The organism is Sphingomonas sp. GW821-FHT03E12, assembly GCF_059420685.1.
Window position 1 is genome coordinate 412,511 of the sequence record NZ_JBWKUF010000004.1, and the last position, 23,526, is coordinate 436,036.

A 23,526-nucleotide genomic window follows, 5' to 3' on the forward strand; every position below is an offset into this window, starting at 1 on the left:
CTGTTCTCTGAGCGGCGACCTCGGTGAGACTTGACTGCCCCACCCCCAACCCCTCCCCTGAAGGGGAGGGCTAAAAGGAGTAGAATGTGAAGGCAGCGGTCCTGTTCGAGGCGAAGAAACCCCTCGAAATCCACGACATCACGATCGACAAGCCCGGCCCGCGTGAGGTGCTGATCCGCACCGCGGCGTGCGGGGTGTGCCGGTCGGATCTGCATTTCGTCGATGGCGCCTATCCACATGTGATGCCGACCATTCCGGGGCATGAGGCGTCGGGCGTGGTTGAGGCGGTGGGGAGCGAGGTCACCCGGATCAAGCCGGGCGACCATGTCATTACCTTCTTCACCGTCTTCTGCGGAAGCTGCGAATTCTGCGTCTCCGGGCGACCGTCGCTGTGTGTGGATTCCTCGACCAAACGGGCCAAGGATGCCGAGCCGAAACTGCGCCTGTCCGACGGCACGCCGATCGCGCATTTCCTCAACCTTTCGGCCTTCGCCGAGCAGATGCTGGTGCACGAAAATGCCTGTGTCGCGATCAGCAAGGACATGCCGCTCGACCGTGCGGCGCTGCTCGGCTGCGCGGTGATCACCGGCGCAGGGTCGATCTTCCGCGACAGCAAGGTGACCCCGGGCGAGACCGTCGCGGTGATCGGCTGCGGCGGCATCGGCCTGTCGGCGGTCAACGCCGCCAAGATTGCCGGCGCGGGCAAGGTCATCGCGATCGACCCGGTGCCCGAGAAGCGCGAGATCGCACGGAAGATGGGCGCGACCCATGTCTTCGACGCCATGGCAGACGATCTGGTCAAGCAGGTCGCCAAGCTGACCGATGGCGGGGTCGATTATGCGATCGAGGCGGTGGGGCGGCCCAATACCGCGGAGCTGGCCTGGAACCTGCTGCGCCGCGGCGGTACTGCGACGATCCTGGGCATGATCGCGCCGGGCCAGTCGGTGAGCATTCCCGGTCCGACCTTCCTGACGGGCAAGAAGCTGCAGGGATCGCTGCTGGGGTCGATGCGCTTCCCGGTCGATCTGCCGCGGCTGGTACAGATGTACCTCGACGGGCTGCTCGACCTCGACACGATGGTCGCCGAGCGCATCCGGCTCGAGGACATCAATCATGCCTTCGACAACCTCCGCAAGGGTGATGCGGTGCGTTCGGTGATCGAGTTCACATGAGCGCCCCGGCAGGCCATCGCGGCGGCCAGCCGATGGAGGCGGTGAGCGACCTCGACACTGCGAAGCTGACCGCGTGGATGGCGGCGAACGTGAGCGGGTTCGAAGGCCCGCTGACCTATGCCAAATTCCCCGGCGGGCAGAGCAACCCGACCTACCGCATCGATGCGGCGAGCGGCACCTATGTCCTGCGTCGCAAGCCGTTCGGGCCGCTGCTTCCCTCGGCGCACGCAGTGGATCGCGAGTATCGGCTGATCGCCGGGCTTCATCCGACCGGCTTTCCGGTGCCGCGCCCCTATGGGTTGTGCGAGGACGATGCGGTGGTCGGTTCGGCCTTCTACATCATGGAGCGGGTCGAGGGGGTAACCTATTGGGACGGCGCGCTCCCCGGCATGACACCGGACCAGCGCACCGCGATCTACCACGAGATTTGCGACCGGCTCGCCCAGTTGCACAACACCGACTACGAGGCTGCGGGCCTGGGCGAGTACGGCAAGCCCGGCAGCTACTTCGAGCGGCAGGTCGGCCGCTGGACCAAGCAATACCGGCTCGCCCAGACCGACGACCTGCCCGATGTCGAGAAGCTGATCGAATGGCTGCCGCGCACGCTGCCGCCGCAGACGCGCACCAGCATCGTCCATGGCGATTATCGTATAGACAATATGATCTTTGACGCCGATGCGCCGCAGGTGAAGGCAGTGCTCGACTGGGAGTTGTCGACGCTGGGCGATCCGATGGCGGATTTCTCTTACCTGCTGATGAACTGGTTCGTGCCCGCCAATGGCGCGTCGGGGATCGCGGGGATCACGGGGGCCGAAACCGGCATCCCGACCGTCGACGCGATGGTCGACCGCTACTGCGCCGCCACCGGGCGCGACGGCATTCCCGACCTCAACTGGTATTTCGCCTTCGGCACCTTCCGGCTGATGAGCATCGTCCAGGGGATCAAGAAGCGGTTGCTCGACGGCAATGCCAGCAATGCGCATGCCGAGGAGACGGCCGCTCGCGTGCCGGGACTGGCGGCGAGCGCATGGGACTTTGCGCGGAAGGCGGGAGCATAGGATGAAGCTGTTCGACCTGACCGGTAAGGTCGCGATCGTCACCGGCAGTTCGCGCGGGATCGGCAAGGCCTCGGCCGAGGCGCTCGCCGATCATGGCGCGAAGGTGGTGATCTCGAGCCGCAAGCAGGATGCGTGCGACGAGGTTGCCGCGGCGATCAACGAGAAGCACGGCGAAGGCACCGCGATTGCGGTCGCCGCGAGCATTTCCGACAAGGCCGCGCTCCAGCATCTGGTGGATGAGACGCGGCGCGCCTTCGGCCGGATCGACATCCTCGTCTGCAACGCGGCCTCCAACCCCTATTACGGGCCGCTGGCGGGGATCGAGGACGACCAGTTCCGCAAGATCCTCGACAACAATATCGTCTCCAACCACTGGCTGATCCAGATGACCGCGCCCGAGATGCGCGAACGCAGGGACGGAGCGATCATCATCATCTCCTCGATCGGTGGCTTGCGCGGATCGCCGGTGATTGGCGCGTACAACGTCTCCAAGGCGGCGGACTTCCAGCTCGCCCGCAACTATGCGGTCGAATACGGTCCCGACAATGTCCGTGTGAACTGCATCGCGCCGGGCCTGATCAAGACCGATTTCGCCCGCGCCCTGTGGGAGGATCCGGCGGCGGAGAAGCGCGTCAATCAGGGCACGCCGCTGCGACGGCTGGGCGATCCCGAGGATATCGCGGGTGCCGTGGTCTATCTCGCTTCGCCCGCCGGCCGCTACATGACCGGCCAGGCGATGGTGGTCGATGGCGGGGTGACGATCTGATGGCCCGCTTTCAGGACAAGTCGATCATCGTCACCGGCGCGGGCAGCGGCATCGGCCGCGCCGCCGCGATCCTGTTCGCGGCCGAGGGCGGCAAGTTGATCGTCGCCGACAAGACCGATGGCGCAGACGAGACAGTGCGGCTGATCGCGGCGGCGGGCGGCACGGCCAAGGCGGTCCACATGGATGCGGGGAGCGAGGCGGACGTGATCGCGACGGTCGATCTCGCGGTCGCCGAATATGGCGGGTTGGACGTGTTCTTCGCCAATGCCGGCATCTCGGGCGGGATGGCCAACATCTTCGACACCACGCCCGAGCTGATCGCCGAGGTGCTGCGCGTCAACCTGATCGGACCGCTGCTGGCGATCAAACATGGTGCCCCGAAGATCGCCGAGCGGGGCGCAGGTGCGATCGTGCTCACAGCCAGCGTCGCGGGCATCCGCTCGGGCGCGGGCAGTCCGGCCTATTCGGCGTCCAAGGCGGGGGTGATCAACCTCGCCGCGGTCGCCGCGCAGCAGCTTTCGGGATCGAATGTGCGGGTCAACGCGCTCTGCCCCGGCCTGACCGAGACCGGGATGACCAAGCCGACCTTCGACTATGCGCGCGAGGCGGGGAAGACGGATCGGATCGGCCGGCTCAACCCGCTGCGCCGCGGTGCGCAGCCCGAGGAACTGGCACGCGCGGCGCTGTTCCTGGCGTCGGATGAGGCAAGCTATGTCAACGGACAGGCGCTGGCGGTCGATGGCGGGCTGTCGTCGAGCCACCCGGTGACCCGTCAGGAATATGGCAAGACGGCGGTTTGACAGGCTAATCGTTTCCCAGCACCTTCCCCTGCAAATGGGGGAGAGGGGAATGCGCGGGATTCTCATTGGGCTGACGGCCGCCGGCGTTCTGGCCGGCGCGATGCCCGTAATGGCGCAGGACGAGATCATCGTCACCGGGGTGCGCAAACTCAATCTCGACGGCGACTCCGTGCAGCCGGTCGATATCCGGTCCGCGATGATGGCCCCCGCGGTACCCGCGGCGGCGCAGATGCTGCGCCGGACCGCCGACTTTGCCGTGCAGCAGGTGGTCGTGGTGAGCGATACCGTGGAGGAGGCGGACGCGCACAAGGAAGTGCGGGCGATGACGCGCAAGGCGATCGACCTGTCCGCCGGATCGGGCGTCCAGCTTGCCAGCGGGGAGCTCGTCGTCGAGCCGTTGACGGCGGGCAACTATAACGACCTCAGGATCGAGGAGATCGACGAGGACGATATCGACGGTCAGGCGGTGAAGTTCCTGGTCAAGGTGCCGCTGGCGCCCGGCGTCGACGCCAAGACGGCGCTCGCAAAGATCGACAAGTTCATCAAGGCGGTTCCCGCAGTCGGCCGCGCGCAGATCAAGGCCTATAGCGAACTGACGCTCTCGGTGGTCGACCCCGAACAATATCGCGGCGCGATCATCGACCTGGTGGCGAAGGACACGGGCAGCACCAGCGGGCGCTTCGGCGCCGGCTATGGCGTCGAGGTGACCGGGCTCGACAAGCCGGTGCAGTGGAAGCGCGCGAGCCTGACCGAGGTGCAGTTGTTCCTGCCCTCGAACAGCACCGTGCGGCCGCGCAACTGAACAGGGGGAGAAGAGATATGCGGATTCTATCCAAAGCCCTGATCGCCCTGACGATCGCCGTGAGCGCTGCGCCAGCCTTTGCGCAGGAGGTGATCGTCACCGCGTCCCGCCGCCAGCAGGGCAATTATGGGGGGAGTGATTTGAGCGGGGTGATTCCCGCGCAACGCTCGATCATTACGCTGAAGCGCAGCGCGGACTATGCCGTGCAGACGGTGTGGATCACAGGCGACACGCGCGACGCGGCGAAGCGCGGGGACGAGCTGCGGTCGACGCTGACCAACGCGATCGGCAGCGCGGGCAAGGGCGGAGTCGAGCTCGCCACCGGCGACTATGTCGTCGAGCCGCTCACGCTGACCAGCATGAAGAACCTCGCTTATTCCGGTGATGGCCGGCCCGACACCTCCCGCGCCAATTTCCTGGTCAAGGTGCGGCTGACCCCCGGCGTGGACCTCGCCAAGGCCAAGGCACAGATCGCGAAGTTCGTCGCATCGGTGGCGAAGACCGGGCGCACCACGCTGACCGTGATGGGCGAGCCGACGCTGAGCGTGGTCAATCCCGACCAGTATCGCGGCGCGATCGTCGACCTGATCGCCGCCGACGCGGCGGAGCAGTCGAAGCGGTTTGGCACAGGCTATGGCGTGGCCGTTACCGGCATCGACCGGCCGGTGGAATGGGCGCGGGCGGGCGCAACCGAAGTATTCCTGTATCTGCCCGCTTCCTACACGCTGCGGCGGGACTGAGCGTCGTTTGACCCTCCCCGCCAGGGGGAGGGGCCTTACTGGCGCAGCCGCATCAGCCCTTCCTGTGCGACGCTGGCAACCAGCCGGCCGTCGCGGCTGAAGATCTGGCCGCGATTGAAGCCGCGCGCATGGCCCGCCCATGGGCTGTCGGTGGCGTAGAGCAGCCATTCGTCGGCGCGCAGCGGCTCGTGCAGCCACACCGCATGATCGAGGCTCGCCGATTGCAGGTTGCGCGTCATCCAGTTGACGCCATGCGGCAGCGACGAGGTGCCGAGCAGCATCATGTCGCTGGCATAGGCCAGCACTGCGCGGTGCAGCGCGGGATCGTCCGGCAACGTCCTGGCGGCGCGGAACCAGCTATATTGCCGCGGCTCCGACTTGACCGGGCGGAACCAGTTGCGCGGCGCGCAGGGGCGGATCTCGATCGGGCGCGCGCGCAGGAAGAAGGGGCGGAACTTCTCCGGCACCTGGTCGCGGATCTCGTCGCGCAGTTCCTGATCCGATCGCAGATCCTCGGGCGGGGGAACGTCGGGCATCATGTCCTGATGCGCCATCCCCTCCTCGGGCGTCTGGAAGGATGCGATCATGTTGAGGATCGGCTTGCCCTGCTGCATCGCGATGACGCGGCGATTGGCGAAGGTGCCGCCGTCGAAATCGCGGACAACGCGGTAGATGATCGGGAAATTCTCGTCGCCCGGCCGCATGAAATAGGCGTGGAGCGAGTGCGCGTCCTTGCCCTCGACCGAGCGCTGCGCCGCCTGCAGCGCCTGCGCGATCACCTGTCCGCCGAACACGCGCCCGACCCCTTCGGGCTGGCGCGCACCGCGATAGAGATCGATGTCGATCGTCTCGACGTCGAGCAGCGCGATGAGCTGCTCGACCTGGCCTTCTGCCGTTTCGGCCCGTTTGACCTGTTCGCTCAACCGCACGTCCCCGTTCTCTTGGCCCAGCTCAATAGCCCGCGGCGCGCGCGAGCTGGTCGGCATGGAAATTGGCGTCGCCGAACATCTCCGCCAGCACGCGGCCGCGCTTCATGTAGAAACCGATGTCGAACTCGTCGGTCATGCCGATGCCGCCATGCATCTGCACCCCTTCCTGCACCGCGAGCGTCGAGGCAAGCCCCGCCATCGCCTTGGCCACCGATACGGCTTCGTCGGCCTTCGCATCGCCCGCGTCGAGCAATTGCTGTGCCTTGAGCACCGCGGCGCGCGCCACTTCCAGCTCGGTATAGAGATGGGCGGCGCGATGCTGCAGCGCCTGGAAGCTGCCGATCAGCGTGCCGAACTGCTTGCGTTCCTTGAGATATTGGACGGTGAGGTCCATCGCCCCGCCGCCGACGCCGAGCGATTCCGCCGCCGCGCCGGTGCGCCCGGCGGCGAGCAGTGCGTTCAGTACCGAGCGCCCGCCATCGACCTCGCCGATCACCGCATCGGCATCGACCTCGACCCCGTCGAAGGTGAGGCGCGCGGCGAGGCTCGAGTCCGCCAATCGCTGCGGATCTGCGGTCAGGCCGGCCGCGTCCTTCGGCACTGCGAACAGCGTGACCCCTGCATCGTCTTCAGGCGACCCGGCGGTGCGCGCGGCGACGATCAGCAGGTCGGCGACATGGCCATGGGTCACGAACTGCTTGGTGCCGGAGAGGCGGAAGCCGTTGCCTGCGCGTTCGGCCTTCATGGCGACGGCGTTGCCGTGCTTGCCCTTCTCGTCGATCGCCAGCGCGGCGACGGTCTCGCCGGCGAGGATGCCCGGGAACCAGCGCTCGCGCTGCGCGCTGCCCTTGAGCGCTTCCACCGCAGCGACCGCAGTCGTCAGGAACGGGGAGGGAGAGAGGTTTCGCCCGATCTCTTCCAGCACCACGCCTGCCTCGACATGGCCGAGGCCGAGGCCACCGTCGCTCTCAGGGATCAGGATGCCGGTGAAGCCCATCTCGGCGAACTGCTTCCACAGATCGCGGCTGAAACCGGTGGCGTCATTGGCGTCGCGCAGCCCGCGCATATGGCTGACCGGTGCGGCTTCGCCCACGAATTGCTGCGCAGCATCGCGGAGCATCGTTTGTTCTTCGTTGAGGTAGAGAGGCATTTTCTTCTCCTGCTCCCTCTCCCTGTTGGGGAGAGGGCTGGGGAGAGGGGTGTCCCACGAGCGTCGCTCTCGGTGAGACTCCGCCCCTCTCCCAACCCTCTCCCCGGAGGGGAGAGGGCATGATTGTTACGCGCCCGGCAGTTCCAAAATCCGCTTGGCGATGATGTTGAGCTGGACCTCGCTGGTCCCGCCCTCGATCGAATTGGCCTTGGTGCGCAGCCAGGCGCGCGGCGCGGCGCCATTGTTCGAGGCGGCGCTCTCCCATTCGAGCGAGTCCGATCCGCCCGCTGCCATCTCCAGCTCGTGCCGCACCTTGTTCAGCTCGGTCCCGTAGTACTTCATCATGCTCGGCTGGGCGGGATGCGCGCGGCCGGCCTTGAGTTCGTCAAGGAAGCGTTCGGACATCGCCGCGAAGGCGCGGGCGCGGACTTCGTGCAGCGCGATCTGGCCGCGCAGCAGCGGATCGGCGAGGCGGCCGTCGTCACCCAGTCCCATCCGCGCCACCGCATTGCCGATCAGCGTCCCGCCGCTCGACAGGCCGAGCCCCATGCCCGAAATCATCTCGCGCTCATGCCCGAGCAGATATTTGGCGACATCCCAGCCCTTGTTGAGCTCGCCCACCAGATTGGCCTTGGGCACCTTCACATCGTCGAAGAAGGTCTCGCAGAAGGGCGAATAGCCGCTGATCAGCAGGATCGGCTTGGTCGACACGCCGGGCGAAGCCATGTCGAACAGCAGGAAGCTGATCCCGGCCTGTTTGACGCTCTTGTCGGTGCGGACGAGGCAGAAGATCCAGTCGGCCTTGTCGGCATAGCTGGTCCACACCTTCTGCCCGTTGACGAGATAATGATCGCCTTGGTCCTCCGCCGACGTGGCGAGCGCGGCGAGGTCGCTGCCCGCATTCGGCTCCGAATAGCCCTGGCACCAGCGGATCTCGCCGCGCGCGATCCTGGTGAGGTGCTCGAGCTTCTGTTCCTCATTGCCGTATTTGAGCAGCGCCGGGCCGAGCATCGAGATGCCGAAGCTGCTCAGCGGATTGCGGCAGCCGAGCGCGCGCATCTCCTCGCGCAATATCTTGCTCTCCGCGGGGGACAGCCCGCCGCCGCCATAGGCCTTGGGCCAGTCGGGCACGGTCCAGCCGCGCTCGGCCATCCGGTCCATCCACAGCTTCTGGTCGGGGGTCAGCGCCGACTGGTCGCGCCCGCCCCAGACGGTGTCCTTCTCGCCGCGCACCGGCTCGCGCATCGATGCGGGGCAGTTCGCCTCCAGCCAGGCGCGCGTCTCGGCGCGGAAACTCTCAAGCTCACTCATTGCAGCACTCCGTGGAGAAGGTCGGCGATCGCGATGGCGCGGTGGTCGTCGCGGTAATCGGCGATCACCTGCAGGCCGACAGGCAGGCCATCGGCGGTGGTTCCGGCAGGGAAGGCGGTGGCTGGCAGGCCGGGATAGGTGGCGATGCCCGCCCAGACGAGCTGGGCGTCGTAGGACGTGTCCTGCCCGTCCACGGTCATCCGCCGGTCGTTGTAGGGATCGTCGCGGTGCGGAAAGGCGGTGACGACATTGGCGGGCGTCACCACCGCGTCGAATTCGTCGAACAGCCGGCCCCAGGCGCGGCGGTTGCGTGCCTGTGCGTCGAGCTGATCGAACCAGTCGGACAGGCTTGCGGCCTGACCATTCGGCCCGGGCGCGCCACGCGCGAAGGTGATCGCCAGCATCTTGCAATAGGCACGATGCTGCGCGGCAAGGTCGGGCAGCAGGTCGCTCGACCGGGCCATCTGGATGCCCGCGCAGCCCGCGGCGGCATCGAGCCGGTCGAGCGCGTCGCGGATCGCGGGATCGGTCGGCGCGGCGGGGTGCTGGTCGAGCAGCAGCACCTGCTTGCTGCTGGGGTCGAGGAAGCGCCCGGCACGCGGCAGCGGCGTATCCGCCAGAATATCGAGCATCGCGGCGAGATCGGCCGCATCGCGCGCCATCGGCCCGACCACGCCGAGCGGCACCGGCGCGCCGTCGCTGCCGGGGAAGCGATGACCATAGGCGTCGACCAGCTCGTAGCTCGGCTTGTGGCCCCACACGCCACAGAAAGCGGCGGGAACGCGGATCGATCCGCCGATGTCCGATCCGATCTCGATCGGCACGAACCCGGCCGCCAGCGCCGCCGCCGATCCGCCGGAAGAGCCGCCTGCCGTCCGTGAATGATCAAGCGGATTGCTGGTGCGGCCATAGACCGGATTGTCCGACTGCCAGTCGGCAAGGCCCGGCGCGATATTGGTCTTGCCGAGCACGATCGCGCCCGCGGCCTTCATCCGCTGAACCACCACCGCGTCGCTCGTCGCGATATTGTCTGCGGCGTGCGCGAAGCCCCAGCTGGTCGGCAGCCCGGCGACGTCGAACGCTTCCTTGACGGTCATCGGCACGCCGAGGAACGGCCGCCGCTCGCCGCGTGCAACCGCCGCGTCGGCGCGATCGGCGGCCTCCAGCGCCCGTGCGAAGTCACGGACGACGACGGCGTTGATATCGCCGTCGCCCGCCTCGATCCGCGCGATCGCCAGTTCGCATTGCGCGCGCGCGCTGGTTTCGCCGGCGGCGATGGCCGCGGCGATCCCGAGCGCGCTGGTCCCGGCCCATGCATCGGTCGCCCGATGCGGTGCCGGGACAGCCAGGTCAGCCATTGAACTTCCCGCCGCTCTCGGCCTTGTCGCGGAGCAGCTTGGAGATTTCGAAGCCGTGCTTCTCCAGTCCCGCGACGATGGTCTTGAGGCCCACCTGATCGGCCCAGAACATCGGGCCGCCACGATAGGGAGGCCAGCCATAGCCGTAGATCCACACGACATCGATGTCCGACGCGCGCTGGGCCATGCCCTCTTCCAGGATCTTCGCACCCTCGTTCACCATCGTGTAGAAGGTGCGCTCCATGATCTCCTCGTCGGTCACCTCATGCTGCGGGGTACCGGTCTTGGTACGGAACTCCTCGATGATCTCGGCGACGCGCGGCGACGGCGACGGATTGCGCTTGTCGTCATAGTCGTAGAAGCCGGCCTTGGTCTTCTGGCCCCAGCGGTTCTCGGCGGCGAGCGCGTCGCGGATATTCTCGATCCGGGTCGGGTCGCGGTGCCAGCCGATGTCGACGCCGGCAAGATCGCTCATCTGGAACGGGCCCATCGGCATGCCGAACTCGACATGGACCTTGTCGACCTGCATCGGCGTCGCGCCCTCGTGGAGCAGCTTCATCGCCTCCATCTGACGCGGGATCAGCATGCGGTTGCCGATGAAGCCGTAGCAAACGCCCGCCACGACAGCGACCTTCTTGATCTTCTTGGCCAGGTCCATGACCGTCGCCAGCACGTCCTTGTCGGTCTTGGCGCCGCGCACGACCTCAAGCAGCTTCATGATGTTGGCGGGCGAGAAGAAGTGCATGCCGACCACATCGCCCGGACGGCTGGTTGCCGCCGCGATCTCGTCGATGCTCAGGTAGCTGGTGTTCGACGCCAGGATCGCGCCCGGCTTGGCGATCTTGTCGAGCTTGCCGAAGATGTCCTTCTTGACGTCCATGTTCTCGTACACGGCCTCGATGATGAGGTCGCATTCGGCGAGGTCTTCGAGGTTGAGCGTCGGCTTGAGCAGCCCCATCGCGCCCTCGACCTGCTCGGCGGTCATCCGGCCCTTGGCGGCGGTCGCCTCGTAATTCTTGCGGATCGTGCCGGTGCCGCGGTCGAGCGCTTCCTGCTGCATCTCGGCGATCGTCACCGGGATGCCTGCCGACAGGAAGTTCATCGAAATGCCGCCGCCCATCGTGCCGGCGCCGATCACGCCGACGCGCTTGATCGGGCGCAGCTTGGTGTCCTCGGGCACGTCGTCGATCTTCGCGGCCTTGCGCTCGGCGAAGAAGATGTGGCGCAGCGCTGCGCTCTGCGCGCCCATGATCAGCTTCATGAAGCCAATGCGCTCGCGCTGCACGCCCTCGGCATAGGGCTTGCCCGCCGTCTCCTCGATCACCGCGATGATTTCGGCCGGGGCGTCCATGTTGCGGAAGCGCTTGGCGTTGGTCTTGCGGAAGGCATCGAACACGCCCGCCTCGATCGTCACCGGCATCTCGCTGGTGCGGGGCAGGGGACGCACGGCGGCGACTTCATTGGCATAGGCGACGGCGTCGGCGGTCAGGCTGTCCTCACCGGCGATGCGGTCGACCAGGCCGGCGTCCTTGGCCACCTGCGCCGAAACCGGGTCGCCCTTGGTCGCCAGCTCGAGCGCGAATTCGACACCCGCGACGCGCGGCAGCCGCTGCGTGCCGCCCGCGCCGGGCAGAATGCCGAGCTTGACCTCGGGCAGGCCGAACTTCGCCGAGGGCACGGCGATGCGGTAGTGGCACGCCAGCGCGACCTCGCACCCGCCGCCCAGGGCAGTGCCGTGGACGGCCGCGACGACCGGCTTCTCGCTCGCCTCGATCAGGTCGACCAGCGTGGGCAGGCCAGGCTCCTGCATCGGCTTGCCGAATTCGGTGATGTCGGCGCCCGCGAAGAAGGTGCGCCCGTCGCAGCGGATCACCGCGGCCTTCAGGCTGTCGTCGCCTGCCAGCTCCTTGATCGCCGCGTCCAGCCCCTGCCGCACCGCCGCGCCGAGCGCGTTCACCGGCGGGTTGTTCGAGGTGATGACGAGGATCTCGCCCTGACGTTCGGTGGTGATAACGGACATCAAACTCTCCAGTGATAAGCCAGTGTGAAGGGGCGCCGGTCAGGCCAGCGCCGAGTAGATCATCGTCTTGAGCTCGCGCCGGATCGGGTAGGCGCCCGACGGCGAAAGCTGAGTCATGAACACCATCGTGATCCGTTCGACTGGATCGACGAAGAAGGCGGTCGAGAACATCCCGCCCCAATAATATTCGCCGGCCGATCCGGGGATCATCGACTTGGCCGGGCTGAGGTTGACCGCGAAGCCGAGGCCGAAGCCGGTGCCGGCGTTGCTGGTCTCGCTGAACAGCGATCGCGACAGGCTGGCGAGGTCGCCGCCGCCGGGCAGATGGTTCTGCGTCATCAATTCGAGCGTCTTGCGCCCGATGATCCGAACCCCCTCCAGCGTGCCGCCATTGAGCAGCATCGTCGCGAAGCGATGATAGTCGAGCGCGGTCGATACGAGGCCGCCGCCGCCGGAAACGAGCGTCGGCCGCCGGCTCCACGCCGACTTGGCGCCCTCGTCATACATGACGCGCGATCCCTGGATCAGGGTCCAGCAATCGGTCAGCCGGCCGATCTTGTCCTCGGGCACCCAGAAGCCGGTATCGGCCATGCCGAGCGGCGCGAAGATGCGTTCTTCGAACACCCGGTCGAGCGGCATGCCCGCGACGCGTTCGACCACCGCGCCGAGCACGTCGGTCGACACCGAATAATTCCATGCCTCGCCTGGCGAGAATTCGAGCGGCAGCTTGCCCAGCGCCGCGACGAACTCGTCGAGGGTGAGGTTGCCGTACCAGTTCTCGATCTTCCCGGCGCGATAGGCCGCGTCGATATTGCTGCGATTCTGGAAGCTGTAGGTCAGGCCCGATGTGTGCCGCAGCAGGTCGATCATCCGCATCGGTTCTGCGGTCGGCTTGGTGACGAACGGCACGCCCGCGCCACCGCCATTATAGACGCCGACGCCCTTGAGCTCGTGCAGGACATGATGGACCGGCGTGTCGAGCGCGACCTTGCCCTCCTCGACCAGCTGCATGAACGCGATCGAGGTGACCGGCTTGGTCATCGACGCGATGCGGAAGATCGAGGCTTCGTCGACCGGCGCGCCGTTTTCGCGCGCGGCGCCCTGATGGCTGAAATGGGCGATCCGCCCCTCGCGGGCGATCAGCAGCTGCGCATGAGGCAGCAGGCCGGTGTCGAGATAGCGCGCCTTGATGAACACATCGATCGCGGCAAGCCGGTCGGCGTCGAAGCCCGTCGCGGCGGGCGGTGCGAAGCTGGCGGCGTCCATACCTTCGGTTCGAATCCTTGCTTCCGGCGGTTTGCCCCGCCTGTCGCTTCCCTATTGCGTTTGGCGGCATATGAATCAAGAATAACCTGAAATTCGGGGCGGTGAAATCGCCAAACCGGAAATTCAACAAACTGGAGAGAGTGCTGTGGCTGCCGAACCGATCATCCCGCTCGACCCTAACTGGCCGAAGATGACGCTAGGGCAAGCACAGGCGCTGATGACTGCGCCCGGCCAGAAGTTCGAAATGGACGAGGTCGAGATTCGCGGCGTCCGCACCCGCGTGTGGAAGAATGCGCCGCCCAGCCTCGCCTGGCTGATCCAGGCATCGCGGATGCATGGCGACCGCATCTTCACCATCCATGAGGACGAACGCGTCAGCTTCGAGGCGAATTTCCGCGCCGTCGCCCGGCTCGCGACGCAGCTGCGCGCGATGGGGGTGGGGAAGGGCGACCGCGTCGCGCTGGCGATGCGCAACCTGCCCGAATGGCCGGTGGTGTTCTTTGCCGCGGTCAGCATCGGTGCGATCCTGGTGCCGCTCAACGCCTGGTGGACCTCGGGCGAGCTCGACTATGGTCTGCGCGATTCGGGCAGCGTGGTGCTGTTCACCGATGGCGAGCGCTATGACCGGCTCGCCGATGCGCTGCCGGGACTGCCCGATCTCAAGCACATCGTCGTCAGCCGCGCGCGTGGTCTGCTCGCAAAAGGCGTGCAGCCGCTCGAGGATCTGATCGGCAAGCCCAATGACTGGGCGGCGCTGCCCGATGCGCCGCTGCCCGCCGAACCTTCGCTGGTGCCTGACGACGACGCGACGATCTTCTACACCAGCGGTACCACCGGTCACCCCAAGGGTGCGCTCGGCACCCACCGCAACCTCATCACCAACATCCTCTCCAGCGGCTATTGCGTCGCGCGGCCCTATCTGCGCCGGGGCGAGATGCCGCCCGATCCGACGCCGCGCATCGGCCTGATGGTGATCCCGCTGTTCCACGTCACCGCCTGTTCGGCGAGCCTGATGGGCGCGGTCTTCGCCGGCCACACCACCATCTTCATGCGCAAATGGGATGTCGAGCAGGCGATGGAGATCATCCAGCGCGAGAAGGTCAACCTGACCGGCGGCGTGCCGACGATCGCCTGGCAGCTGCTCGAACACCCGGCGCGGGCGAAGTACGATCTCTCCAGCCTCGAGATGATCGCCTATGGCGGCGCGCCCTCGGCCCCCGAGCTGGTCAAGCGCATCTATACCGAATTCGGCGCGCTGCCCGGAAACGGCTGGGGCATGACCGAGACGATGGCGACGGTCACCCAGCATTCGGCGGAGGACTATCTAAATCGCCCGACCAGCGCGGGCCCGCCCGTGCCGGTGGCCGAGCTCAAGATCATGGACGCCGAGGGCGAGAACGAGCTGCCCGTGGGCGAGGTCGGCGAGCTGTGGGCCAAGGGGCCGATGATCGTGAAGGGCTATTGGAACAAGCCCGCCGAGACCGCCGAGAGCTTCCGCGACGGCTGGGTGCGCACCGGCGATCTCGCCCGGGTGGATGAGGAAGGCTTCCTGTTCATCGTCGATCGCGCCAAGGATATCATCATCCGCGGCGGCGAGAATATCTACTCGTCCGAGGTCGAGGACGTGCTCTACGCGCATCCGGCTGTGACCGACGCCGCGCTGATCGGCATCCCCCACCGTACGCTGGGCGAGGAGCCGGTGGCGGTCGTCCACCTCGCGCCGGGCAAGCAGGCGAGCGAGGCCGAGCTGCAGCAATGGGTCCGCGATCGCCTTGCCGCGTTCAAGGTGCCGGTCGCGATCCGCTTCACCAAGGACACGCTGCCGCGCAACGCCAACGGCAAGATCCTCAAGAAGGATCTGAAAGGCCTGTTCGCGGAAGAGGCCGCAGCCTAGCCGCCGAAGGCGTAGTGGAGCCGGACGCAGCCGCGATCGAGCGTCTTGGCGGAGATCAGGCGCGGTGAGGCGGCAAAGCCGGTCGGCGGGAACAGCGGTTTTCCGCCGCCGATCAGCTCGGGCATGACATAAATCTCGATCTCGTCGAGCGCGTCGCGCTCGAGGAACGCCATCTGCAGTGATCCTCCGCCAAGCATCCACACATCGCCATCGTCGAGCGCGCGAAGCTCGGCGATCAGCGCATCGACGTCGCCCCGCGTCTCCAGCGGTCCTTTCGGTGCGGGGATGGGCCGTGACGTGACGACGATCGCGCGTTGCTCGCCATAGGGCCAGGGCGCATCGTCGCGCTCGAGAAAGTCATAGGTCCCGCGGCCCATCACCACGGTGCGGATGCCCTTCAGGAAGCGGCTGTAATCATGCTCCCCAAGGTCCAGCCCGTCATATTGGAACAGCCAGTCGAGCCCGTCGTCAGGGGTGGCGATGAACCCGTCGAGGCTGGCGGCGATGTAACCCAGAATCCGTGCCATCGCGTCGCTCCTTGCCAATAACCGAACGATCATTCATAAATAATCCATGGGACGACGCAAGGCGGTTTCGGACGAAGCGGTGCTGGATGCGCTGCTTGCGGCGCTCAGGCTCAGCGGGCCGGACCGGCTGAGTTTCGCGGTAGCGTCCAGGGCGGCCGGGCTGGCGGCGGCGACCTTGGTTCAGCGCTTCGGTTCGCGCGAGGCGATGGTGGAGGCGGTGCTGCTGCATGCCTGGGATCTGCTCGATCGGGCCACCGCCGAAGCCGATATGGCGGCGCCGGCGACGACGGACGGGGCGATCGCTTTGTTGATCCGGCTGACGCCGGCCGAGACCGCCGTCGATGCCCTGACCGACGGACTGCTCCTGCTGCGCGAGGATTTCCGCAACCCGGTACTACGTGCCCGCGGGCTGGCCTGGGGCCAAGCGCTCGCACAGGCGCTCGGCCGCCGCCTGACCACCTGGCCGGAGGATGTCGAACGCCTTGGCTGGCAAATGGCGCGGCTGTGGCAAGGCGCACTGATCTGGTGGGGCTTCACGCGCGACGACGATCCGCGCACGCATATCGAGGCCGTGCTGCGGGGCGGTTATTCCTTCGGCGCCGGGCCGACATCCATGCCGTCATAGCTCGACAGGTCATGCGCCGTCGCGAAGGCGGCGAGCTCGCGGTTGCGTGCATCCAGCGCGTCGAGCGTCAGATGCTCGACACGCTCGACCTGCAGCCACCAGGTTTCCGGACCGTCGCCGTCCTCAGGCACGGTCGAGAAGATCTCGACGAAGCGATAGCCGGCCGCTTCCAGCTCATGCGCGGCGAGGTCGAGCGGCTCGGGCGCCGTGGCGGTGAAGAAGAAACCCCAGAGCAGGGGACCGTCGAGATCCCATTGCTCGCGCTCGCGGATTCCGTCGAACATCTGCTCGATCTGCGTGCGTTCGATCATGCCTGCACCACTCCTTCGACCGCGCGGCGCCATCCGGCGAGGCGGATGGCGCGCACGCTGTCCGCCATGCCCGGCTCGAATATCTCCACCTTGCCGCGCATTGCCGCCGCCTCGTCCAGCCCTGCGAACATTCCGCACCCCACGCCCGCCAGCATTGCGGCGCCCAGCGCGGTGGTTTCGGTGAAGCCGGGCCGCTCGACCGTCACGTCGAGCACATCGGCGAGGTCCTGCGCAATCCAGTCGTTGGTGATCATGCCGCCATCGATGCGCAGGCTCGACCAGTCGGCGCCATCCGCGGCGAAGGCGGCCTTGAGGTCGTGGCTCTGGTGCGCCATCGCCTCCAGCGCGGCGCGGACGACATGCGCCCGGGTGCTGGCGAGGCTCAATCCGCTGATCGCGCCGCGCGCCTCCGGTTCCCAATAGGGCGCGCCGAGCCCGGTGAGCGCGGGGACGAAATAGACGCCGCCATTGTCGGGGACCGAGCGGGTCAGCGCCTCGGTCTCGGCGGCGTTTGCGATCAGCCCGAGCGAATCGCGCAGCCATTTGACGACGCTGCCCGCGACGAACACCGATCCCTCGATCGCGTAGGTGCGCCGCCCGCCGAGCTGCCACAGCACGGTCGAGAGCAGCCGGTTCTTCGATGCCGGCTGGCGCTCCCCCGCATTGGTCAGGACGAAGGCGCCGGTGCCGAAGGTCGCCTTGGTGTCGCCGGGCGAGAGGCAGGCCTGGCCGATCGTCGCGGCCTGCTGGTCGCCGGCCATGCCGCAGATCGGGATGCTGCCGCCGAACAGGGTGGTTTCGCCGAACCGCCCGGCGCAATCGACGATCTCGGGCAGCGCCGCGCGGGGCGCGCCGAACAGATCGATCAGGCCGTCGCTCCATCCGCCGCTGCCCAGCCCCATCAGCAGGGTGCGCGAGGCGTTGGTCGCGTCGGTGATGTGGAGACCTCCTGTCAGCTTCCAGACCAGCCAGCTCTCGACCGTGCCGATCGCCAGCCGGTCGCCCGCTTCACGCAGTTGCGGCCATTCCTTCATCGCCCAGGCGATCTTGGTCCCGCTGAAATAGGGGTCGAGCAGCAGGCCGGTGCGCGCCTGCACGCCGGGTTCCTCGCCGGCCTCCTTGAGATCACGGCAGATCGTGGCGCTGCGCCGGTCCTGCCAGACGATGGCGGGCGCGAGGGGCTCGCCGGTGGTCTTGTCCCAGAAGACGATCGTCTCGCGCTGGTTGGTGATGCCGATCGCGGCGATCCTGTCGGCGCCGCCCGCCGCCGCGACCATCGCGGTCGCGCAGTTCAGCGTCTTCTCCCAGATCTCGGTCGCGTCATGCTCGACCAGCCCGGCGGCCGGATAATGTTGCGTCAGCTCGGCGGATTGGCTTGCGAGCGGCGTCCCGTCCGGCGCGAACAGCATCGCGCGGGTCGATGTGGTGCCCTCATCAATGACCAGCAGTTTCTCACCCATGCTTCCATGGTAGCCATTTTCCGCTGACGCGGAAGCCGCACCGGTCCGCTCCCCCACCCGGCCACCCAATTCAAGGTATCTTCGATGGGTGGCCGGGTGGGGGAGCGGGCCGGTGCGGTACTCAAACAGGGGCGCCGGGATTACAAGTTGCGCAAATCGCGTTAGAAAAGAGCGCTGGTCATTCTTTTCGTACCGTCACCCCGGCCTTGTGCCGGGGACCGCCGGGAGGCAAGAGCTGGACTGGAGGCGTGAGCCTCGCCGGTGCGGCGCCGTGGACCCCGGCACAAGGCCGGGGTGACGACAAGGCAGAGGCGACGGCGCGGAGAGGAGCAGGAGTTGGTCGAGCAGGCGGGCAGGGGAGACGAAGCGGAGACCGGCGCGGTGTCGTCTCCCGCGCCGCCGCTTCAGCCGATCGTCGCGCCGGGGGCGGGGACCGAGGCGGAGAATCGGCGTGACCGGCTGATCGCCGCGCTGACGCTGATGATCGGCGCGGGGCTGTTCCTGGCGCTCCCGTTCGCGCTCAAGGCCGGATCTCCCTTTTTCCTGCCGCTCACCGCCGCACTGGTGATCGCGGTCGCGCTGGTGCCGGTGCTGGAGTGGCTTGAGCGGCATCGCGTGCCGACCCCGCTCGCGGCGCTGATCTGCGTGCTGCTGTTCCTCACCGCGGCCAATGCTGCGATCGTCTCGATCGTCGTTCCGGCATGGGGCTGGCTGAGCGCGATTCCCGAGCGGATCGACAATATCCAGTCCAACGTCCGGCCGCTGATCGATTTCTACGCGAACCTCGAAACCTTCGTGAACAAGACGATTCAGGATTTCGCGCAGAGCCCGATTCGCCCGACCCAGGCCGCCGCCGAGCCACCGCGCTCGCTGCTCGAATTCGTCACCACCGCCGCGCCGGCGGCGTTCATCGAGATGTTCTTCGCGATCCTCGTGATCTTCTTCTTCCTCTCGGGCTGGACGCGGCTGCGGCGCAAGGCGATCACCAGCCGCACCAGCTTTGGCGGGGCGATGGCGACGGCGCGGGTGATCCAGGACGTGGTCGACGACACCTCGGCCTATCTCGGCACGATCACTGCGATCAACGTGGCGCTGGGACTGCTCGTCGCGGGAGCCTTGTGGCTGATCGGGATGCCCAGCCCGCTGATGTGGGGCGGCATCGCCGCCTTGCTCAACTACATCCCCTATCTGGGGCCGATCTTTGCCGCGTTGCTGCTCGCGCTGGGCGGGCTGATGACCTATCAGGACGTGTGGGCCGCGCTGCTGCCCGCGGGGATCATGATCGCCTTCCACCTGATCGAGGCGAATGTCGTGACTCCGCTGATCGTCGGGCGGCGGCTGACGATCAATCCGATCATGATCCTGATCTCGCTGTCCTTCTGGGGATGGGTGTGGGGGACGCCCGGCGCGCTGCTGGCGGTGCCGCTGCTGATCATCTTCCAGACCGTGCTCAACGCCGCAGGCAAGCCGGATATCGCCGGATTCCTGTTCGAACACGGCACGCTGGTGGCGGGCGGAACGCCTTTATCCCCAACTGCGCAAAACAATCTCGAAAGGGCTGTTGACAGCCCCGAACCCCCCGTCTAGTTGCCGCGCTCTCGCAAGGGACGGCGCTACGGCGCAGGACGCAAGCGGGTGTAGCTCAGTTGGTTAGAGCGCCGGCCTGTCACGCCGGAGGTCGCGGGTTCGAGCCCCGTCACTCGCGCCATCCTCTTCAGGGATGGCGGTCATGATCTCCCCGAAATCCGCCATTCTCCCGTACCCGGCTCAGCGCCGCTGAGGCGCGAAGAGTCCTTCGATCGAGAGGCGCCCTGCGCCGATCGTCGCGAACAGCAACCCGATCACCACCAGTGCCGCCGCCGGAAAGGCCGGGCGGATGCCGAGCGGGGCATCGACCATCACCAGCGCGACGATGAAGTTGAACGCGCAGATCAGGCCGGCCCAGCGAATCGCGAATCCGGCGATGAAGGCGACGCCGGTGAGGAACTGCGCATAGACCGACAGCGGGGCCATCAGCGCGGGCAGCGCGAATCCCTTGATCGTCAGGAATTTCTCGAACTCGGCCATGCGTTCGGCGCTGACGATATTGTCCCACACGCCGTAGATCAGGAACCCGCCAACCACCAGCCGCGCCGCCAGCAGCGCCAGATCGGCGCCGCCCGCTAGCTGCGGCATGGTCAGCCAGTTCTTCCGCTTCCGCCTCATCGTTCCTTCCCCCTATGTCTGGTCGCCGTCTCCTGCGCGCAGCGGGATTGCCGCGCTCTGCTTGTGCACTCGTTTGACGAAGCCGGTTTCGTATCTCCGTACCGCCGGGTCTTCCTGAAACAGCCGCTCGGCAAGTTCATTATAGTCGGCCATGTCGCGCGCGCTGATCAGCACGGCGAGGTCGTTGGCGCCGGCGACGTCGAGGATCATCTGCACCTCGGGCGCCGCAGCGAGTTTCGCGCGCAGTGCGGCGATGCCGCGTTCCTCGGCATGTTCATGGACCTGGACGTTCACCAGCGCGCGCAGCCGCCTGTCGGTCAGCCGTGGCGAGACGACCGCAGTATCCGCCGCAATCCAGCCCTCGGCGCGCAGCCGCCGCACGCGCCGCGTGACGGCGGAGGCGGAAAGCGGCACGTCGTGCGCCAGTGCCTCCGCGGTCGCCAGCGCGTCCGCCTGCAGCAGATTGAGCAGCTGGATGTCGAACGCGTCGAGCTTGCTCATTTCCGCTGCCTGTACCTCCGCTTATGCCGATTTTCGTCGCATAGCCGGTTCAGATCGCCCGCAAAAGGCGTGTTGGTCGAATATAACACGCTGGAAGATGGGCGGAACGAATGATGGAGAGATTGTTGATGCGTAGGCGATTTCTTGCGGCGGCGATGCTGGTGACGGCGCCGCTCGCGATGGCGCAGACCGCGGCCCCGGCGCCAGCGGCCGTATCCGCCGCCTATGACGCCGCCGAGGCGAAGGCTGCGGTGGCGAAGCTGGCCGAAGAGATCGAGAAGAATTTCGTCTTCCCCGACGTCGCGAAGCGCTACGCCGCCGCGCTGCGTACCAAGCTCGCCGCGGGCGGCTATGATGGTGCGGCCGACGCCCATGCGCTCGCGCGGGCGGTGAGCGACGATCTTCAGGCGGTGGCGCCCGACGGCCATCTCGCCATGTTTCCGCCGGGCGGTCCGCGGCGCGTGCCGCCGGCAGCCGGGCAGGCGCCAGCGCCCACGGCGCCGCCGCGGCCGATGGAGATGGCCGGCTGGATCGCCCCGGGGATCGCCTTCGTCCGCTTCAACGGCTTCTACGGCCAGCCGGTGACGCTGGATGACTTCACCACCTTCCTCGACAGCCATGCCGGCGCGAAGACACTGATCATCGATGCGCGCACCCATCGGGGCGGCGGGCTGGACGAGATGGATATCCTCTTCCCGCGCATCTTCACCAAGGCGCAGGCGGTGATGGTGATGGATACGCGCGCGTCGGTCGCCGAGGCCAGCGGGCCGCTGCCGTTCCGTTCGCTGGTCAAGGTGGATGCGCCGGCGGAGCTGGCGCGTAGCGAGCACCGTGTCACGCCCGTTGTACCCGCGACGCGCTTGGCCGGCACGAAGATCTACCTCCTCACCTCGGGCCGCACCGCCTCGGCCGCTGAACATCTCGCCTCGGTGCTCAAGAACACGCGGCGGGGCATGTTGATCGGCGATGTCACGGCGGGCGCCGGCAACTATGGGGGCGAGGTACGGTTGCCCGGTGGCTATTCGGCCTTCATCCCCTTCGGGCGAAGCTACTTCCCGGGCGGCGACGGCTGGGAAGGGACGGGGATCGCGCCCGACGTGCAGGTCGCGCCCGAACATGCGCTGGTCGAGGCACTGACCCGCTCAGGCGTCGCTCCGGCCGAGGCGGAGGCGCTGTCGGCCAAATATATGCCGACCGGCTCGATGGAGCGCCGCAAACCGCGCAAGCCCTGACACGGTTCCGCCCGGCCATCCTCACGATGACCGGGCGGAAGCAAATGCGGGTCGTCCGCCTCAGGCATAGGCGCGGGCGGCCTTGCCTTCGTTGCGGAGCGCCAGGATCTGGAGCTCAGCGAACAGCGCCACGGCAAGCGCCTGTGCGGTGATGAAGGCGTAGCCGAACGCGTTGGGGCTGACGAGGAAGGCCATCGTCGCGAAGCTCGCGATCACCCAGGCGATGTTGATCGCGATCACCGCAATCACGCCGCCGCGCGCGGGCTTCACCGCCATCGCCAGAACCAGCGCAAGAAAGGGGATGAGGGCCAGCCCTGCGCCGCGGATCAGCGGTTCGGGCAGGCCGGTCAGCCCGGCGGTGAAGCCGGCAGCGGCGATGGTGAGGACTGCGGTGGCGCCGGTGCCGGCGAAATCGACGACCATCGCCTGGCGGACATTGAGCGGAAAGCGGATCATCTTGGTTCTCCCTTACGATCGTGCGGCATCTCCGCCGCGGTGATTGCAAGTTCGCCGTTCCGCCGAATCATTCCAATTACGTCACAGGTAATGGGCATCCGGCCCTATCCACACGTTCCGCCGCAGCCCCCCTTGCACCCCGGGGCACAGGCGCTAAACGCCCGCGTTCACCTTATTGGCACCTTATTTGGAGCGGGACATGAGCGACTCGATTTCGGCCGAGCAGCTGCGCCTTCTGATCGAGCGGATCGAGCGGCTGGAAGAAGAGAAAAAGGGCATCAGCGACGACATCAAGGATGTCTATACCGAAGCCAAGTCGACCGGGTTCGACGCCAAGACGATCCGCACCATCGTGCGCCTGCGCAAGATGGAGAAGCACCAGCTCGATGAGCAGGACGCGCTTCTCGAAACCTATCGCAACGCGCTGGGCATGAGCTAAGTTCGGGCCTCCCAAGCGGAGGCCCAGTTTATGATTCTGACCACCACCAGCACCGTCGATGGCCACAGCGTCACCCGTTATCACGGCATCGTGACGGCTGAGGTCATCATCGGCGCGAACATCTTCCGCGACATCTTCGCCGGCATCCGCGACATCGTCGGCGGCCGTTCGGGCAGCTATGAGCGCCCGCTCAAGGAAGCGCGCAAGACTGCGCTCGAAGAACTCAAGGCCGAGGCGCTGGCGCTCGGCGCCAACGGCGTGATCGGCATCGATTTCGATTACGAGGTGATCGGCAAGGGCGGGTCGATGCTGATGGTCTCCGCATCCGGTACCGCGGTCACGGTCAGCGGAGTCTAATCTACCGCCGTCATCCCGGCCTTGTGCCGGCTGTCATCCCGGCCTTGTGCCGGGATCCACCGTGCCGCACGCAAAGACCTTCACCTTCTTTCGCATCGCGCCGAAAGGCGGCTCCGCAGCGTGACGAGTAGGCATTGCGCCACGCCC

At 67.0% G+C, this 23,526-nt stretch carries 24 protein-coding genes and 1 tRNA gene; 13 read left to right on the forward strand and 12 right to left on the reverse strand.

The window, feature by feature from the left end; all coding sequences use genetic code 11:
- The first annotated feature begins 86 nt into the window (after positions 1–86).
- Genes AC07TU_RS15260 through AC07TU_RS15285 form a run of 6 tightly spaced genes read left to right on the forward strand, consistent with a single transcriptional unit; the run spans position 87 to position 5,338 of the window.
- Positions 87–1,172 (forward strand): Zn-dependent alcohol dehydrogenase, encoded by a 1,086-nt coding sequence (locus AC07TU_RS15260; RefSeq protein WP_495188772.1) that lies wholly within the window; start codon positions 87–89, stop codon positions 1,170–1,172.
- Positions 1,169–2,230: a phosphotransferase family protein gene (locus AC07TU_RS15265; RefSeq protein WP_495188773.1), complete on the forward strand. Its 1,062-nt coding sequence runs from the start codon at positions 1,169–1,171 to the stop codon at positions 2,228–2,230. The genes AC07TU_RS15260 and AC07TU_RS15265 overlap by 4 nt, the downstream gene beginning before the upstream one ends.
- A gap of 1 nt (position 2,231) precedes the next feature.
- Entirely contained in the window at positions 2,232–2,996 is a 765-nt protein-coding gene (locus AC07TU_RS15270; protein ID WP_495188774.1) for an SDR family oxidoreductase, read from the forward strand.
- The gene (locus tag AC07TU_RS15275) at positions 2,996–3,796 is read left to right on the forward strand and encodes an SDR family NAD(P)-dependent oxidoreductase (protein WP_495188775.1); all 801 of its coding nucleotides are present in this window, start codon (positions 2,996–2,998) and stop codon (positions 3,794–3,796) included. The genes AC07TU_RS15270 and AC07TU_RS15275 overlap by 1 nt, the downstream gene beginning before the upstream one ends.
- Positions 3,797–3,845: 49 nt before the next feature.
- Positions 3,846–4,598, forward strand: coding sequence for a hypothetical protein (locus tag AC07TU_RS15280; protein ID WP_495188776.1), 753 nt, complete (start codon positions 3,846–3,848; stop codon positions 4,596–4,598).
- 17 nt (positions 4,599–4,615) lie between these two features.
- A complete protein-coding gene (locus AC07TU_RS15285; protein WP_495188777.1) occupies positions 4,616–5,338 on the forward strand; it encodes a TonB-dependent receptor in 723 nt (240 codons plus the stop codon).
- Between the two features lie 35 nt (positions 5,339–5,373).
- On the opposite strand, the gene AC07TU_RS15290 is transcribed toward AC07TU_RS15285, so the two are convergent.
- The 6 genes from AC07TU_RS15290 to AC07TU_RS15315 all read right to left on the reverse strand — a co-directional run bounded on the left by AC07TU_RS15290 (position 5,374) and on the right by AC07TU_RS15315 (position 13,372).
- Positions 5,374–6,261, reverse strand: coding sequence for an acyl-CoA thioesterase (locus AC07TU_RS15290; RefSeq protein ID WP_495188778.1), 888 nt, complete (start codon positions 6,259–6,261; stop codon positions 5,374–5,376).
- A 28-nt stretch (positions 6,262–6,289) separates the two neighbouring features.
- The gene (locus AC07TU_RS15295; protein ID WP_495188779.1) at positions 6,290–7,417 is read right to left on the reverse strand and encodes an acyl-CoA dehydrogenase family protein; all 1,128 of its coding nucleotides are present in this window, start codon (positions 7,415–7,417) and stop codon (positions 6,290–6,292) included.
- 126 nt (positions 7,418–7,543) lie between these two features.
- On the reverse strand, positions 7,544–8,728 hold the full coding sequence (locus AC07TU_RS15300; RefSeq protein ID WP_495188780.1) for an acyl-CoA dehydrogenase family protein: 1,185 nt from the start codon (positions 8,726–8,728) through the stop codon (positions 7,544–7,546).
- The gene (locus AC07TU_RS15305) at positions 8,725–10,086 is read right to left on the reverse strand and encodes an amidase family protein (RefSeq protein WP_495188781.1); all 1,362 of its coding nucleotides are present in this window, start codon (positions 10,084–10,086) and stop codon (positions 8,725–8,727) included. The genes AC07TU_RS15300 and AC07TU_RS15305 overlap by 4 nt, the downstream gene beginning before the upstream one ends.
- Positions 10,079–12,106: a 3-hydroxyacyl-CoA dehydrogenase NAD-binding domain-containing protein gene (locus tag AC07TU_RS15310; RefSeq protein WP_495188782.1), complete on the reverse strand. Its 2,028-nt coding sequence runs from the start codon at positions 12,104–12,106 to the stop codon at positions 10,079–10,081. Before AC07TU_RS15310 ends, AC07TU_RS15305 begins: the two co-directional genes overlap by 8 nt.
- A 39-nt stretch (positions 12,107–12,145) precedes the next feature.
- The gene (locus AC07TU_RS15315) at positions 12,146–13,372 is read right to left on the reverse strand and encodes a serine hydrolase domain-containing protein (RefSeq protein ID WP_495188783.1); all 1,227 of its coding nucleotides are present in this window, start codon (positions 13,370–13,372) and stop codon (positions 12,146–12,148) included.
- A gap of 190 nt (positions 13,373–13,562) precedes the next feature.
- On the opposite strand from AC07TU_RS15315, the gene AC07TU_RS15320 reads away from it, so the two are divergent.
- Positions 13,563–15,266, forward strand: coding sequence for a class I adenylate-forming enzyme family protein (locus tag AC07TU_RS15320; protein ID WP_495189024.1), 1,704 nt, complete (start codon positions 13,563–13,565; stop codon positions 15,264–15,266).
- Here AC07TU_RS15320 and AC07TU_RS15325 read toward each other — a convergent pair.
- Positions 15,263–15,793 carry a dihydrofolate reductase family protein gene (locus AC07TU_RS15325; RefSeq protein WP_495188784.1) on the reverse strand — a complete coding sequence of 177 codons (531 nt, stop codon included), beginning with the start codon at positions 15,791–15,793 and terminating at the stop codon, positions 15,263–15,265. The two genes, AC07TU_RS15320 and AC07TU_RS15325, sit on opposite strands and share 4 nt — an antisense overlap.
- 46 nt (positions 15,794–15,839) lie before the next feature.
- Here AC07TU_RS15325 and AC07TU_RS15330 point away from each other — a divergent pair, with 46 nt between their 5' ends.
- Complete coding sequence (locus AC07TU_RS15330; RefSeq protein ID WP_495188785.1) at positions 15,840–16,418, forward strand: TetR/AcrR family transcriptional regulator; 579 nt, start codon at positions 15,840–15,842, stop codon at positions 16,416–16,418.
- On the opposite strand, the gene AC07TU_RS15335 is transcribed toward AC07TU_RS15330, so the two are convergent.
- Positions 16,379–16,729: a ribonuclease E inhibitor RraB gene (locus AC07TU_RS15335; RefSeq protein ID WP_495188786.1), complete on the reverse strand. Its 351-nt coding sequence runs from the start codon at positions 16,727–16,729 to the stop codon at positions 16,379–16,381. The two genes, AC07TU_RS15330 and AC07TU_RS15335, sit on opposite strands and share 40 nt — an antisense overlap.
- A complete protein-coding gene (locus AC07TU_RS15340) occupies positions 16,726–18,189 on the reverse strand; it encodes a glycerol kinase (RefSeq protein WP_495188787.1) in 1,464 nt (487 codons plus the stop codon). Before AC07TU_RS15340 ends, AC07TU_RS15335 begins: the two co-directional genes overlap by 4 nt.
- A 411-nt stretch (positions 18,190–18,600) precedes the next feature.
- On the opposite strand from AC07TU_RS15340, the gene AC07TU_RS15345 reads away from it, so the two are divergent.
- On the forward strand, positions 18,601–19,776 hold the full coding sequence (locus AC07TU_RS15345) for an AI-2E family transporter (RefSeq protein WP_495189025.1): 1,176 nt from the start codon (positions 18,601–18,603) through the stop codon (positions 19,774–19,776).
- Positions 19,777–19,820: 44 nt separating this feature from the next.
- Positions 19,821–19,897, forward strand: a tRNA-Asp gene (locus AC07TU_RS15350).
- Positions 19,898–19,956: 59 nt separating this feature from the next.
- Here the strand turns inward: AC07TU_RS15350 and AC07TU_RS15355 are convergent.
- Together AC07TU_RS15355 and AC07TU_RS15360 are read right to left on the reverse strand one after the other, a co-directional pair.
- Positions 19,957–20,394 carry a DoxX family protein gene (locus AC07TU_RS15355; RefSeq protein ID WP_495188788.1) on the reverse strand — a complete coding sequence of 146 codons (438 nt, stop codon included), beginning with the start codon at positions 20,392–20,394 and terminating at the stop codon, positions 19,957–19,959.
- A 12-nt stretch (positions 20,395–20,406) separates the two neighbouring features.
- Positions 20,407–20,895, reverse strand: a complete 489-nt coding sequence (locus AC07TU_RS15360) for an Lrp/AsnC family transcriptional regulator (protein ID WP_495188789.1) — start codon at positions 20,893–20,895, stop codon at positions 20,407–20,409.
- 128 nt (positions 20,896–21,023) lie between these two features.
- Between AC07TU_RS15360 and AC07TU_RS15365 the strand changes: the two genes are divergently transcribed.
- The gene (locus AC07TU_RS15365; protein ID WP_495188790.1) at positions 21,024–22,127 is read left to right on the forward strand and encodes a S41 family peptidase; all 1,104 of its coding nucleotides are present in this window, start codon (positions 21,024–21,026) and stop codon (positions 22,125–22,127) included.
- 60 nt (positions 22,128–22,187) lie between these two features.
- Here the strand turns inward: AC07TU_RS15365 and AC07TU_RS15370 are convergent, their stop codons facing one another.
- A complete protein-coding gene (locus tag AC07TU_RS15370; protein WP_495188791.1) occupies positions 22,188–22,583 on the reverse strand; it encodes a hypothetical protein in 396 nt (131 codons plus the stop codon).
- Between the two features lie 199 nt (positions 22,584–22,782).
- Here AC07TU_RS15370 and AC07TU_RS15375 point away from each other — a divergent pair, with 199 nt between their 5' ends.
- Together AC07TU_RS15375 and AC07TU_RS15380 are read left to right on the forward strand one after the other, a co-directional pair.
- Positions 22,783–23,022, forward strand: coding sequence for a DUF2312 domain-containing protein (locus tag AC07TU_RS15375; RefSeq protein ID WP_495163170.1), 240 nt, complete (start codon positions 22,783–22,785; stop codon positions 23,020–23,022).
- Positions 23,023–23,052: 30 nt separating this feature from the next.
- Positions 23,053–23,379: a heavy metal-binding domain-containing protein gene (locus tag AC07TU_RS15380; RefSeq protein ID WP_495188792.1), complete on the forward strand. Its 327-nt coding sequence runs from the start codon at positions 23,053–23,055 to the stop codon at positions 23,377–23,379.
- The last annotated feature ends 147 nt before the right edge of the window (positions 23,380–23,526 follow it).